Source organism: Blautia sp. XA-2221, from assembly GCF_028767025.1.
GTDB lineage: Bacteria > Bacillota > Clostridia > Lachnospirales > Lachnospiraceae > Blautia_A.
Window position 1 is genome coordinate 141432 of sequence record NZ_JAJQXX010000003.1, and the last position, 14645, is coordinate 156076.

Sequence of the window (14645 nt, forward strand, 5' to 3'; positions counted from 1 at the left end):
GAGTAGGATATTATGGACTTTACTACAGTTTTAGCAGTGATTTGTGGAGCAGTTGCCTTTTCGGGAGCATTATGTGTTGTATTTCAGATTTATTATATGACTGTAATAGATGCGTCTGCCAGAAAATTAAAACATCCGAAATTTTGGGGTTTTCTTACAATGAGTGGAAATAATTCAGGCGGTCTTATTATGTATTTGATCGGAAGAAGAAAATATCCCATTATAAATATAAGTGAAAGTGAGAAAAAAGAACTGGAAAGGCGAAAAAAAGCAGTGGGTGTGGGACTGCTGTTCCTGGTTACGGGGATCATTGGTATGGTATGTGCGATTTTATTATAATACAATAAAAATGAGTGTATAGTTATACTTTTAATTTGTAAAAAGCAGCACAGGGAATAATCAGAATTTTTTTCAGTAGAACATAATTTTTTTCAGCCTCTCTTTGTGTTGAAAAAGAAATTTTCTTGTGATATAATCTTGAAGATTTAGGATAAAACAAGAGAAAGGGAGATTGTATGAAAGCATTTCTGATATTAGAAGACGGCCATGTGTTTACAGGAACCAGTATTGGCGCAGCCAGAGAAGTAATCAGTGAGATCGTTTTTAACACATCTATGACCGGATATCTGGAAGTGATGACTGATCCGTCTTATGCTGGACAGGCTGTTTGTATGACCTATCCGCTGATTGGTAATTATGGAATTTGTTATGAGGATCAGGAGTCCAGGAAACCGTGGATAGATGCATTTATTGTTCGTGAATTATCCCGTATCCCCAGCAACTTCAGAAGCGTTGATACCATTCAGCATTTTCTGGAAAAACATGATATTCCGGGAATTGCGGGCATTGACACAAGAGCCCTGACAAAAATTCTTCGTGAAAAAGGTACCATGAATGGTATGATCACAGTTGATGAAAACTATGATTTAGATGCAATTATTCCCCGTTTAAAAGCATATACAACTGGAAAAGTAGTGGAAAAGGTTACCTGCCATGAAAAAGAGGTTCTGGAAGGCAAAGGACCGAAGGTGGCTCTGATGGATTTTGGAGCAAAACGGAACATTGCCTGTTCTCTTAATGAGAGAGGCTGTCAGGTAACAATCTACCCGGCTCTGACACCGGCAGAGGAAATTTTAAAAGATAATCCGGACGGAATCATGCTCAGCAACGGACCTGGGGATCCTAAGGAATGTACTTCTATTATAGAAGAAATCCGCAAGTTATATGAATCTGATGTTCCGATTTTTGCAATCTGCCTGGGTCATCAGCTTATGGCGCTTGCAACAGGCGGAGACACTCATAAGATGAAATACGGACACAGAGGCGGAAATCATCCTGTGAAGGATCTTGCAACAGGAAGAGTTTATATTTCTTCTCAGAATCACGGATATGTGGTGGATGCAGAGCAGCTTGAGGCGAAAAATATCGCAAAGCCGGCATTTGTAAATGTAAATGACGGCACCAATGAAGGTATGGCCTATGTAGGCAAAAATATCTTTACCGTGCAGTTCCATCCGGAAGCATGCCCGGGACCGCAGGATTCCAGCTACCTGTTTGACCGATTTATGGAAATGATGGGAGGAAACAGATAATGCCGAGAAATAAAGATATTCATAAAGTTCTTGTGATTGGTTCCGGTCCGATTATTATCGGCCAGGCAGCAGAGTTTGACTATGCAGGTACTCAGGCATGCCGTTCTCTGAAAGAGGAGGGAATGGAAGTTGTACTTCTTAACTCCAACCCGGCAACTATCATGACAGATAAAGATATTGCTGACCGCGTATACATTGAGCCTCTGACTGTAGAGGTGGTAGAACAGCTGATCCTGAAAGAAAAACCGGACAGTGTGCTTCCTACACTGGGAGGTCAGGCCGGTCTGAACCTTGCAATGGAGCTGGAAGAAAAAGGCTTTTTCAAGGAACACAATGTACGCCTGATCGGTACCACTGCAGAAACGATCAAAAAGGCAGAGGACCGTCAGGAATTTAAGGATACTATGGAGAAGATCGGCGAGCCGGTTGCAGCCTCCAAAGTAGTAACAACAGTTGAAGATGGTGTTGCATTTACAAAGACCATCGGATATCCGGTTGTTCTCCGTCCTGCTTATACTCTTGGGGGAAGTGGCGGCGGTATTGCCAATAACGAATATGAACTGAGAGAGATTCTTGAAAATGGTCTTCGCCTTTCCCGTGTGGGCGAGGTTCTTGTAGAGCGCTGCATTGCAGGCTGGAAAGAGATCGAGTATGAAGTAATGCGTGACAGCGCAGGAAACTGCATCACTGTCTGCAATATGGAGAACATTGACCCGGTAGGCGTTCACACAGGTGACTCTATTGTAGTTGCCCCATCTCAGACTCTCGGAGACAAAGAATACCAGATGCTTCGTACCTCTGCTCTGAATATTATTACAGAGCTGGGAATCACAGGCGGATGTAATGTTCAGTACGCTCTTCATCCGGAGAGTTTTGAATATTGTGTTATCGAGGTAAATCCACGTGTAAGCCGTTCTTCTGCTCTTGCAAGTAAGGCTACCGGTTATCCAATCGCCAAGGTTGCGGCAAAGATCGCTCTTGGCTACACACTGGATGAGATTCCCAACGCTATTACAGGAAAAACCTATGCAAGCTTTGAGCCGATGCTGGACTACTGTGTTGTAAAGATTCCGCGTCTGCCATTTGATAAATTTATTACTGCAAAGAGAACACTGACTACTCAGATGAAAGCAACCGGAGAGGTTATGAGTATCTGCCATAACTTTGAGGGAGCTCTTATGAAAGCTATCCGTTCTCTGGAGCAGCATGTGGACAGCCTTATGTCCTATGATTTTACCGGACTTACCGAGGATCAGCTGATTGAGGAACTGGCTGTTGTAGATGACCGCCGTATCTGGAAAATTGCGGAAGCCATCAGAAGAGATATTTCCAAAGAGTATATCCACCGTATCACAAAGATTGACCGTTGGTTCATTGACAAAATCGCAATCCTTGTTGAGATGGAGCAGGCACTGAAGACCCAGCCGCTGACAGGAGAACTTCTTCTGGAAGCAAAACGCATGGAATTCCCGGATTATGTGATCGGAAATCTCTGCGGAAGAACAGAGGCTGAGATCAAGGCTCTCCGTGAGGGCTACAATATCCGTGCAGCCTATAAAATGGTAGATACCTGTGCAGCGGAGTTTGCGGCTGCAACACCATACTATTATTCTGTTTATGGCGGACCGGATACAGAAAACGAAGCAATTTCCACACCGGATAAGAAAAAAGTTCTTGTTCTTGGATCAGGCCCGATCCGTATCGGTCAGGGTATTGAATTTGACTTCTGTTCTGTACACTGTACCTGGGCTTTTGAAAAAGAAGGCTATGAAACAATCATTATCAACAACAACCCTGAGACTGTCAGCACAGACTTTGATATTGCAGACAAGCTGTATTTTGAGCCTCTGACACCTGAGGATGTAGAAAATATCGTAAAAATCGAAAAACCGGACGGAGCGGTTGTTCAGTTCGGCGGACAGACTGCCATTAAGCTGACAGAAGCGCTTATGAAAATGGGCGTGAAGATTCTTGGAACATCTGCAGAGGATGTAGATGCGGCAGAGGACCGTGAGCTCTTTGACGGCATCCTGGAGCAGTGCCAGATCCCGAGACCGAAGGGAGATACTGTATTCACTGCAGAGGAAGCAAAAGAAGTTGCAAACAGACTGGGATATCCTGTTCTGGTACGTCCTTCCTATGTTCTTGGCGGACAGGGAATGCGTATTGCAGTCAGTGATGAAGACGTGGAAGAATACATTGGAATCATTAACCAGATCGCGCAGGATCATCCGATTCTGGTAGATAAATACCTTATGGGTAAAGAGATCGAGGTAGACGCTGTATGTGACGGCGAGGACATTCTGATCCCTGGTATCATGGAGCATATTGAGCGTGCGGGAATCCACTCCGGTGACAGTATTTCCGTATATCCGGCACAGACTATCAGTGAAACTGCTAAGGAAACTATTGCAGAGTACACACGCCGTCTTGCAAAAGCGCTTCATGTGGTAGGTATGATCAATATTCAGTTTATTGTATGCGGCGAAGAAGTGTATGTAATCGAGGTAAATCCACGTTCCAGCCGTACCGTGCCGTATATCAGCAAGGTAACAGGAATTCCGATCGTGCCGCTGGCAACAAAAGTGATCCTGGGATATAAACTGAAGGATCTGGGTTATGAGCCGGGACTTCAGCCGGAGGCAAAACATTTTGCCATTAAGATGCCGGTATTCTCTTTTGAAAAAATCCGTGGCGCAGACATCAGCCTTGGACCTGAGATGAAATCCACCGGAGAGTGCCTTGGTATTGCAGAAACCTTTAACGAGGCTCTTTACAAAGCATTTATCGGAGCAGGCATCAAACTTCCGAAGCACCGCAACATGATCATCACTGTAAAAGAGGAAGATCATGAAGAGGTTGTTCCGATTGCAAGACGTTTTGAGGCTCTTGGCTACCGTATCTATGCTACAAGAGGAACTGCAAAGGTTCTGAAAGAAAACGGAATCAAGGCAATCCGTACCAACAAACTGGAGCAGCCGGCGCCAAACCTTATGGACCTGATCCTGGGTCACAAGATCGACGTTGTAATTGATACTCCGCCTCAGGGTGTAGAGCATCAGAAAGACGGATTCGTAATCCGCAGAAATGCCATTGAGACAGGCGTAAATGTACTGACCAGTCTTGATACTGCAGAGGCTCTTGTAACCAGTCTTGAAAATACAGATCTTAACAATCTGACACTGATCGATATTGCAACAATCGCAGACAGATAAAAACAAATATGAACCGGAGAGGCGCAGGCTTCTCCGGTTTTTGGCTTTTTGGGATCACTTGCGTCTGTTATCTTGCAGAATATTGCATATGAACAGTGACTCTTTGTTCTTTTATGAGAACAAAAACTGTGTTATACTTACAGCAGGGCAGAAAATTTCTTTGTTATAAAGAAGGAAAATCCCCGGCATAAAATAAAAATGAAAGGAAGAAAGAATGGATATTATTGAATTTTTAAAAGCCGTGTTTCTGGGTATTGTGGAAGGCATTACGGAATGGCTTCCTATCAGCAGTACCGGACATATGATTCTGGTGGATGAATTTATTAAACTTAATGTGACTCCGGAGTTTAAAGAATTCTTTCTGGTGGTGATCCAGCTTGGCGCGATCCTGGCAGTGGTGGTGCTGTACTGGAGCAAGCTGTGGCCTTTTTATATCAGAGAGATTCCAAAGAAACAAAGGGCGATTATAGCAAAACAGCCGGCTGTAGCAAGAGGCATCATGATTTTTGTGGAGCGATTTTGCGACAAGGATAAATGGATGCTGTGGTTTAAGATCCTTGTGGCATGTATTCCCACCATTGTAATCGCATTGCCGTTTAACGACATCATTGAGGAAAAATTTAACAATTACGTGGTTGTTTCCATTGCTCTGATCGTTTATGGTGTGATTTTTATCTTTATAGAAAATTACAACAAAAAACGAAAAGCGACCTGCAGATCTCTTCAGACCATGAGCTTTAAAACTGCTTTTCTGATCGGTCTTTTCCAGGTTTTGTCTGTAATTCCAGGAACTTCACGCTCCGGTTCTACGATCATTGGCGGTATTCTGGTTGGAACTTCAAGAACGGTAGCGGCTGAATTTACATTTTTCCTGGCAATTCCAGTTATGGTTGGCGCCAGCCTTCTGAAACTGGTAAAATTCGGATTTGCTTTTACTGCCGGAGAAGTTCTGATTCTTATTACAGGCGTTCTGGTTGCGTTTATTGTATCCATACTGGCGATCAAGTTCCTGATGGGATATATTAAAAAGCATGACTTTAAAGCGTTTGGATGGTACAGAATCGTATTGGGTGTTCTTGTGCTTGGATATTTTATCGGAAAGAATGTAATTGGATAAAAAATAAGGGATATACAGGGCAGAATTCTGTTATACAGGGGAATGAGCAGGATTTTGGCCGGCAGCTGCAACAGGCTGCAGAAACGGAGGTACATCATTATGGGAAAATATATTATGGCAATGGATCAGGGAACCACAAGTTCCCGCTGCATCCTTTTTGATAAGACGGGAAATATCTGCAGTTCTGCGCAGAAAGAATTTGCCCAGTATTATCCAAAACCGGGTTGGGTAGAGCATGATCCTCATGAAATCTGGTCCTCTCAGATGGCTGTTGCCATTGAGGCAATGGGAAAGATCGGAGCTGACGCAGGGGACATTGCAGCTATTGGAATTACAAATCAGAGAGAAACAACGATTGTCTGGGATAAAATAACAGGAAATCCTGTTTATCCGGCTATTGTGTGGCAGTGCCGCCGTACTTCGGATATGATCGAGGATCTGAAAAAAGACGGTTTTGCAGATAAGATCAGAGAAAAAACAGGACTGGTTCCGGACGCTTATTTTTCTGCTACAAAAATCAAATGGATCCTGGATTGTGTGGACGGAGCCAGAGAGGCGGCAGACAGAGGAGATCTTCTTTTTGGCACGGTAGACACCTGGCTGATCTGGAAACTTACCAAAGGTCAGGTTCATGTTACAGACTACACCAATGCTTCCCGTACAATGTTATTTGATATTTACAAAAAACAATGGGATAAAGAGATTCTGGAACGGTTTGGGATTCCTGAATCCATGCTTCCGGAAGTAAAACCAAGCAGCTGTATTTACGGATATACCAATGAGAATCTTATCGGTGGTTCGATTCCGATTTCAGGGGCAGCGGGGGATCAGCAGTCAGCGCTTTTCGGACAGTGCTGTTTCCGCCCCGGAGATGTAAAAAATACATATGGAACAGGTTGTTTTCTTCTGATGCACACTGGAAATCAGGCAGTCTGCTCCGAGCATGGACTTCTTACAACGATAGCTGTGAACCCTGACGGAACACCGGGATATGCGCTGGAAGGAAGTGTGTTTGTGGCAGGTGCGGCAATACAGTGGCTGAGAGATGAAATGCAGATTCTCAACAGCGCTCCGGAATCAGAGCTGTATTGTCTTTCTGTGCCTGATACCAATGGGGTTTATGTGGTTCCTGCCTTTACAGGTCTGGGAGCGCCTTACTGGGATCAGTATGCCAGAGGGGCGGTTTTGGGGCTTACCCGGGGAGCCGGAAAAGCTCATCTGATCAGAGCAACAGTGGAATCCCTGGCATATCAGGTTACAGATGTGATCCATGCTATGGAAAGGGATTCCGGAATGAAACTGGGTTCCCTGCGTGTGGATGGAGGCGCAAGCGCAAATAATTTCCTGATGCAGTTTCAGTCAGATCTTCTGGATGTTCAGGTAGTGCGTCCAAGCTGCATTGAAACAACCGCATTGGGAGCAGCATATCTGGCGGGACTTGCAGTGGGATTCTGGAAGGACGCAAAAGAAATCAGGCAGAACTGGAAGCAGGAAAGAGAATTTTCTCCTTCTGTTGCCCCGGAGAAGAGAGAAGCCCTTCTGAAAGGATGGAAAAAAGCAGTACGCTGTACGTTCCAGTGGGCAAAGGACGAATAGATATTTTGTTTGGATTCATATTTATGAATCCGGAAAGGATGGTAGATTCAAGTGAAAAAATCCAGAAAAATAGTATTTGCAGTCAGTACAGCAATGGCATTGACACTTGCAGGATGCGGTTCAGATAAAAAAGTGGAGGAGGTTGTTCCTACAGTGGCTCCCACAGCTACTCCCACACTGCCTCCGGCAACAGCCACACCGGCGCCTACTTCCACACCGGCGCCACGCAAGATTGGTGAAAAAACCTCTCAGTCAAAATTTATTTATCTTACAAACAGTTTGAAAACAGATGTAAGAGAACTGTATCTTATGGTTTCCGGCGGAGAGGACTGGGGAGAGAATCTGGTTCCAAGAGAATTTGCAATAAAAGCCTCCGATCAGGTTCAGATGTTTTATACCCCGGAATCTGTACAGACTTCTGCAGAAGATGAGAGTTCCGAAGACGTCGGCGCTCCTTCCGGTGCGTTGTATGACATGAAGCTTGTAACCGCAGATGGAAATACTTATGAAATTTACAGTATTGAGCTTAGCGATATGGAAAAAGCGTCACTGACACTGGATGAGGACACATCAACCGCATATCTTCGCTATATGAGTCTTTCAGAGAAAAAAGAAAAAGATACAAAGGAAAATTCTCAGCAGACCGGTTACGGTGATGATGAAAGCTATAATGACAGTTATTCCGATGATGGAACTTCAGAAGATGGAAGCTCGGATGACGGGAATTATGGTAATGGAAGTTCAGACGATGGCAGTTCGGATGACGGGAATTATGATGATGGAAGTTCTGACGACGGAAGTTCCGATAGCGGAAACTCGGATGATGGAAGTTCGGATAGCGGAAACTCAGATAGTGGAAACTCTGATGATGGAAGTTCAGATGACGGAAGTTCAGATGCCGGAAATTCTGATGATGGAGGTTCAGACAGCGGAAGCGGCGATGATTATGTAGATGCCGGAGATGGCTCTGATGACGGCTACTATGATACCGAAGAATAATACAAGTGTAAAACCCAAAAACGCTCACCTGGTGGTGGGCGTTTTTGGGTTTACAGGGATTGATATGATGTTTTCCGGAACGGTAAAACCGCCCTTATCCCTCAAGGTTGAGAGGCAGGGGCAGTTCCCTTTTATAAATACAAAATTTCTCCGGTTCGGGATGTATCGCTGCCGTTTTGGAGATGCAGAGCAGTTTTAAATTCTGAAGAACGGATAATTTCTGCGAGAGCTGAAAAACCAGGTCGGTTCAGGGATTCTGTTTCCATCACAAGAAACATGGGAAGCTTCATCAGAGGAATAAACTCCAGTTCTTTTGATTTGAATACAACAGATTCCGCGCCTACGGCAGCATCTGCCTGAGCATTTAGCACAGCATTTGCTGTGGAAAGGTCAGAAACCAGTTCTCTCTGATAGCCATTGATCTCAGAGGGAGAAACAGATGCTTCTTTCAAAAGAAGATCCAGATACATTCGACCGGTACTGCCTTTTTCTCTGTTTGCCAGAGTAACATCGGAGCGTTTCAGATCGCTGACGGACAGTATATTTTTGGGATTTCCTTTTTGGACATAAAATCCCAGATCATATTCATAAAGAACAAAAGCCGCAACGGACATACCGGGAAGCAGAGCAGGGATATGCTCAGGAAGAATACCGGCAGTGGTTGCATGGACTTTTTTAAAATAAAGAGAATACAGTCCGTTATAAGTATTCAGGTGTGAATGAAGTACAGGAAGTCCATTGGGATGAATAGCCATCTGGTTGATCAGATACTCCAGAGCGGGAGAAGCCTGTCCGCTGATAATAAGACCATTGGAATATAGAAGATAGTCTCTTTTCAGAAGAGAGCTTTCCGGCTGGAAATCGGGAAATGGCAAAGGAGCTTCAGAGTCAGAGGAATCCCCGCCCTGAAGATATCGATTCAACTGTTCTTCGCTGATCCGAAGCTGCTTGCCTATTTTGGAAGATTCCAGTTCTCCACGTTTGATAAGTTCGTAGACCGTAGTTTTTTTTATTTTCAGTTTGTCTGCGATTTCCTGGGCAGTGTAAAGTTTATTCATCAATACCTACCATAACATTTGTAGCCTTGATGACAGCATAGGCATCAGAACCAACTTCCAGACCAAGTTCTTCTACAGCTGCACAGGAAATGGTGGCAACAATAATATTTCCTCCTCCGATATCAATAGAAACGATGGAATTTACAGCTCCTTTGTTAATGCTGACAACTTTTCCTTTTAACTGATTTCTTGCGCTTAATTTCATGATGATTTCTCCTTTATACATTATTGTAAAATTATTGGTAGCTGTTATTTCTGTTACTGCTTACAGTGTCTGCCACAATATCAAAAATGACTTTGAGGCATTTGCTTTGTATATATCGGGATTTTGCCGATCGTATCAAAACACCTTATGGGATCATGCTGCATGAACAGTAACACTGTACTATTGATTACTATAACACAGCGGAAATAAATTGACAATAACAGTATTCTGATATAAAATGAATGAAACAGAACTAAAATAAACTAAAGTGAATAAAGGAGACGGGAAATGAAGAAAAAACTGGCAGTTATTGCACTTGCAGGAATTATGGCATCTGGATTAACAGCAGCAAATGTACAGGCGGCAGAACCCAGCGGAGAGGTTTATGTATTTATTGCAGCCAGCCTTGCCAATGCAATGGAGGATATTCAAAAGGATTTTAACCAGAAGTATCCGGATGTGGAGATTTTTTATAATGCAGACAGCTCCGGAACTCTTCAGACACAGATTGAGGAAGGTTCCAGATGCGATATCTTTTTTTCAGCGGCAACCAAGCAGATGGATGCTCTTGTAGAGGAGAACCTGGTAAAAGAAGACTCTGTAGTGAATCTTCTGGAAAATAAGGTTGTGCTGATCAAGACAAATGATACAGAAACTAAAGTTACAGGATTTGAGAATATTACAGATGCTGAGAATATTGCCCTGGCAGGGGAGGATGTGCCTGTAGGACAGTATGCCAGAGAAATTTTTACCAATCTTGACATTATGGATCAGGTAGAGAAAATGGAAATCAACGAGGGAAAAAATGTAACAGAGGTTCTGGCAGCAGTTACCGAGGGAAGCAATGAAGTAGGAGTTGTATACGCAACAGACGCAGCTTCCGTAGCTGATCAGGTAGAAATCATTGCCGAGGCTTCATCAAATATGCTTAAAACACCGGTTCTTTACCCGGTTGGTATGGTAGAGGATGAAGAGGCTTTACCAGAGGAAAAAGCGGCAGCAGAAACATTTTTTGAGTATCTGCAGACAGAAAATGCGCTGAAAGTTTTTGAGGAGTATGGATTCAGTCCGTATACTGCTGAAGTGGAGGAAAACACCAAAGAAGATGCGGAAGATACACAGGCAGATGAGAAAACTGACTCAGCAGCATAAAAAATTGAAGGGACTTTCACTGAACAGAAGAAAGTAGCAGAATGATATAAAAACAAGAATTTACAAAAGTTCTGTAACCTGGAGAATGAATAATGAGTGAGTTTATACAGGAGATTAACTGGTCTCCTTTATGGATTTCCCTGAAAACAGGCGCGGTGGCTACGACCATCGCGTTCTTTCTGGGAATTTGGTGCGCCAGAAGAATAATGAAGATGAAACCGGTGACCAGGGCGGTATTTGATGGCATTCTGACAATGCCTCTTGTACTTCCTCCTACAGTTGCAGGTTTTTTTCTGCTGATTATTTTCAGCCTGAGGAGACCTTTTGGAAAGTTTCTCTTAGAAAATTTTGATTTTAAGATTGTGCAGACATGGAAAGGCTGTATTGTGGCGGCTGCAGTAATAGCGTTTCCACTGATGTACCGGAACGCCAGGGCGGCCTTTGAGCAGGTAGACGTAAACCTGATTTATGCAGGGCAGACCCTTGGAATGAGCGATCGGAAGATATTCTGGAAAGTTATTATCCCGGCAGCTGCTCCGGGAATTGTATCCGGTACAGTTCTTGCTTTTGCCAGAGCGATTGGGGAATATGGTGCCACATCCATGCTGGCAGGAAATATCCTGGGAAAAACAAGGACAGTTTCTGTTGCCATTGCGGCAGAGACTGCGGCGGGAAATTACGATGTAGCGGGATTCTGGGTTGTGATTATTGTACTTATTTCTTTTTTTATAGTGGCATTGATCAATATTGTATCAGGAAGAGGAATGAAAAGCAGACGGTGGATATAAAAAATAAATGGTTTGCACATAAATACAGAGCAATCAATAAAAAATACGGAATTATACATAATGGAAGCGGTAATGTGCGGACATAAAAGAATTGCCGGATATTTTATGGGTGGCACGCAAATAAAAAAGAAATTTGAGTATTTTTTATAGGAGCATTTATCACACAAAGGAAGAAAAAAGAAATTTATACTTAAATACGAAAGAGCAGCAAACAAATTCAGATTTCAGATTCGGACTTTATAATGACAGCTGTCAGGGGAAAGTGAGACGGAAGAAAACTATGTCCATAAGTGTAAATATAGAAAAAAGTTTCAGAGGATTTACTCTGAAAGTACAATTTGAAACTACAGATTTATCTACAGGAATTCTGGGAGCCTCCGGAAGTGGTAAAAGTATGACTCTGCGCTGTATTGCAGGCATTGAAACACCGGACAGAGGAAAGATTGTGATTCATGGAAAAACGGTTTTTGATTCAGAAGAAAAAATCAATCTGAAACCACAGGAGCGCCAGGTAGGATATCTTTTTCAGAATTATGCGCTTTTTCCAACTATGACAGTTCGTGACAATATTGGCTGTGGATTTCGGGGTGAAAAAAAACTTAGTGATAAAAAGGTGCAGGATTTTATTTGCCGCTATCATCTGGAGGGCTTGGAAAACAGGTATCCCTCTCAGTTATCCGGAGGGCAGCAGCAGAGAGTTGCCTTGGCCAGAATGATGATAGGGGAGCCGGAGGTCATTCTTCTGGATGAACCTTTTTCTGCGCTGGATGGGTTTTTAAAGGATGTTCTTCAAAAAGATATGCAGGATTTCCTGAAGGAATATACGGGAGATATGATCCTGGTTACTCACAGCAGAGATGAAGCTTTTCGATTCTGCAGGAATCTGATGCTTCTGAAAGATGGAAAAACTCTGATATTTGGAGATACACGGAACCTTTTTGAGCAGCCGGAGCTTCTGGAAGCAGCAAGACTTACCGGGTGCAAAAATCATTCCAGGATCGAACGGCTGGGAGATCATGAGTTGTTTGCGCTGGACTGGGGCGTTACTCTTCGTACAGAGAAAAAAATAGAATCGGATATCACTCATGTGGCAATCCGCGGACACTGGATTCAGGGAACGGATCACAAAACAGAAAACTGTATTTCGTTTCAGGCGGCAGACTATGTGGAAACGACCTTTGAACATCAGTATCTGGTAAAAAGTCCGGAGATGGAAGAAGATGCAGTTCTCTGGTGGATGCGCCCTAAGGAAAGTTTTGATGAAGATGCAGAAAAGAACCTGCCCAGGTATCTGTACCTTCCGCCAGAGCATCTGATGCTGCTGAAATAGAAAGCTTTTTTTATGATGTTTTTCTTTATAAGTGCAGAAGGTTGATTTATAATAAAAGTGTAATCGAGAAATGGAAGGGATTTTTAGACGAGTATAAAAAAATCGAGAAGTATCTGGAAGAAAATTTCCTTGAGAAAGGGAATGAAAAAGCGTACCGAGATATGGTAGAGCTGATCATCCGGATCGCAGATTATGTGTTCAGAGATAAAGAAAAAGTAAGGAAAGGATTTGGTGATGTAATGGGCGGAAAGGTATTGGAACTGGAATCGGATAAGCTGATCCAGCGGGGAGTTGAACAGGGCATTGCCATGGAACGAAAGAAAACGGAACTTGTACGTCGTAAAGCAGAGGCGGCAGAAGCGGAGATTCGGCGCTTGAGGAAGATTTTGGAAGAACAAAATAATAAGCAGTGATTATGGGAAGTATAAACCAAACACCCAGACCGGAGCATTCAGCTCCGGTCGTTTTTATTATAAGTCACATAACCGCTTACCAACATTGCCAGTTTAAAGGTCAGGGCATCCTCAAAGGTACGGAGATCAAGCCCGAATTTTTTTTGGATTTTTTCAAAGCGGTATACAAGGGTGTTGCGGTGGACATAAAGCTGTCTGGAGGTTTCGGAAAGATTCAGGTTGTTTTCAAAAAAAGTGCGGATGATGGCAAGGGTTTCATTGTCCAGAGATTCCAGAGACTCCTCGCCAAAAACTTCCTGGATAAACATTTCACATACAGACACGGGAAGCTGATAGATCAGTCTTCCGATTCCAAGTTTGCGATAGCTGAAAACATTTTTTTCTGAGTAAAAGATCTTGCCGATTTCCATGGCTGTTTTTGCTTCTTTGTAAGCATTGGAAAGCTGAAGGAGGTCGTCCGATACGTTGCTGTAGGAAACCCAGGCCTGGGTCATGGCTTCGGTTCCCAGCATATCTACCAGCATAAACGCAATATCTTCTATATCTTCATCTGTTTCTGTAGAGGAAAGTTCACGGATCACAATGATCCCGGAATCATCTACGGAGGTAATAAAATCCCTTGTACGGGCGGAAAAGATATTCCGGATAGTGGCAAGAGCATGCTCATCTCTGGCTTGGCGGGTTTCTACCAGAAAAACAGCCCGTCTGGCAGTGGAAGAGATATGGAGTTTTTTTGCACGGTTAAAGGCTTCTACCTCCTGATAATTTCCAAGAAGCAGTTTTTGCATAAAAGTATTTTTGTCATTTTTTTCAGAATAGGCTTCCAGAAGACTCTGTACCTGGCAGACGGCAAGTTCTCCGATAGTGGGAACGCTGTCGCCGCTTCCCCACACAATAAGAATATAGGCCGGTTCTTCTTTATACAGGACTTTATAAAGGCACCGGCTGGCATTTGCCATGATAAGGGCATTGCTCTCCCTGAACTCGCTGAGTTTTTTTTCTGAAGGAAGTGAGCGGGAGCAGGTAGTTACAAAAACCTCGTTTTCATCAGTAATAAGACAAAAATCAAGACTGCTGATGTTTTTCCAGTCATCCATATATTTCTGTAAGGTTCGCTGTATTGACATGAGATCATCTCTCCTTCTACTGTAGTTATAAATGAAACAAAGCCGGCTTCTGT

Annotated in this window: 13 protein-coding genes; 10 read left to right on the forward strand and 3 right to left on the reverse strand. The window is 43.3% G+C overall.

Annotated features, from left to right (window positions below; translation table 11 throughout):
- Positions 1–12: 12 nt before the first annotated feature.
- From LU279_RS03980 to LU279_RS04005, 6 genes are all read left to right on the forward strand, one after another.
- Complete coding sequence (locus LU279_RS03980; protein ID WP_274421273.1) at positions 13–339, forward strand: hypothetical protein; 327 nt, start codon at positions 13–15, stop codon at positions 337–339.
- 176 nt (positions 340–515) lie between these two features.
- Positions 516–1592 carry a carbamoyl phosphate synthase small subunit gene (locus LU279_RS03985; protein ID WP_274421274.1) on the forward strand — a complete coding sequence of 359 codons (1077 nt, stop codon included), beginning with the start codon at positions 516–518 and terminating at the stop codon, positions 1590–1592.
- A complete protein-coding gene (carB, locus tag LU279_RS03990; RefSeq protein WP_274421275.1) occupies positions 1592–4807 on the forward strand; it encodes a carbamoyl-phosphate synthase large subunit in 3216 nt (1071 codons plus the stop codon). Before LU279_RS03985 ends, carB begins: the two co-directional genes overlap by 1 nt.
- Positions 4808–5021: 214 nt before the next feature.
- Positions 5022–5924: an undecaprenyl-diphosphate phosphatase gene (locus LU279_RS03995; RefSeq protein WP_274421276.1), complete on the forward strand. Its 903-nt coding sequence runs from the start codon at positions 5022–5024 to the stop codon at positions 5922–5924.
- A 99-nt stretch (positions 5925–6023) separates the two neighbouring features.
- Positions 6024–7520, forward strand: coding sequence for a glycerol kinase GlpK (glpK, locus tag LU279_RS04000; RefSeq protein ID WP_274421278.1), 1497 nt, complete (start codon positions 6024–6026; stop codon positions 7518–7520).
- 51 nt (positions 7521–7571) lie between these two features.
- Positions 7572–8519: a hypothetical protein gene (locus LU279_RS04005; RefSeq protein ID WP_274421279.1), complete on the forward strand. Its 948-nt coding sequence runs from the start codon at positions 7572–7574 to the stop codon at positions 8517–8519.
- Positions 8520–8650: 131 nt separating this feature from the next.
- Here LU279_RS04005 and LU279_RS04010 read toward each other — a convergent pair whose 3' ends face one another.
- Together LU279_RS04010 and LU279_RS04015 are read right to left on the reverse strand one after the other, a co-directional pair.
- Positions 8651–9577, reverse strand: a complete 927-nt coding sequence (locus LU279_RS04010; RefSeq protein ID WP_274421280.1) for a helix-turn-helix transcriptional regulator — start codon at positions 9575–9577, stop codon at positions 8651–8653.
- Positions 9570–9782: a TOBE domain-containing protein gene (locus LU279_RS04015; RefSeq protein ID WP_022068675.1), complete on the reverse strand. Its 213-nt coding sequence runs from the start codon at positions 9780–9782 to the stop codon at positions 9570–9572. The genes LU279_RS04010 and LU279_RS04015 overlap by 8 nt, the downstream gene beginning before the upstream one ends.
- 288 nt (positions 9783–10070) lie before the next feature.
- On the opposite strand from LU279_RS04015, the gene modA reads away from it, so the two are divergent.
- The 4 genes from modA (at position 10071) to LU279_RS04035 (ending at position 13465) form a co-directional block, all read left to right on the forward strand.
- Positions 10071–10934 (forward strand): molybdate ABC transporter substrate-binding protein, encoded by an 864-nt coding sequence (gene modA / locus LU279_RS04020; RefSeq protein WP_274421281.1) that lies wholly within the window; start codon positions 10071–10073, stop codon positions 10932–10934.
- A gap of 92 nt (positions 10935–11026) precedes the next feature.
- Complete coding sequence (gene modB, locus LU279_RS04025) at positions 11027–11722, forward strand: molybdate ABC transporter permease subunit (RefSeq protein ID WP_274421282.1); 696 nt, start codon at positions 11027–11029, stop codon at positions 11720–11722.
- A 280-nt stretch (positions 11723–12002) separates the two neighbouring features.
- A complete protein-coding gene (locus tag LU279_RS04030; RefSeq protein WP_274421283.1) occupies positions 12003–13052 on the forward strand; it encodes a sulfate/molybdate ABC transporter ATP-binding protein in 1050 nt (349 codons plus the stop codon).
- A gap of 41 nt (positions 13053–13093) precedes the next feature.
- Positions 13094–13465, forward strand: a complete 372-nt coding sequence (locus tag LU279_RS04035; RefSeq protein ID WP_274421284.1) for a hypothetical protein — start codon at positions 13094–13096, stop codon at positions 13463–13465.
- Between the two features lie 38 nt (positions 13466–13503).
- Here the strand turns inward: LU279_RS04035 and LU279_RS04040 are convergent, their stop codons facing one another.
- Positions 13504–14592 carry a PucR family transcriptional regulator gene (locus tag LU279_RS04040; RefSeq protein ID WP_274421285.1) on the reverse strand — a complete coding sequence of 363 codons (1089 nt, stop codon included), beginning with the start codon at positions 14590–14592 and terminating at the stop codon, positions 13504–13506.
- Between the last annotated feature and the right edge of the window lie 53 nt (positions 14593–14645).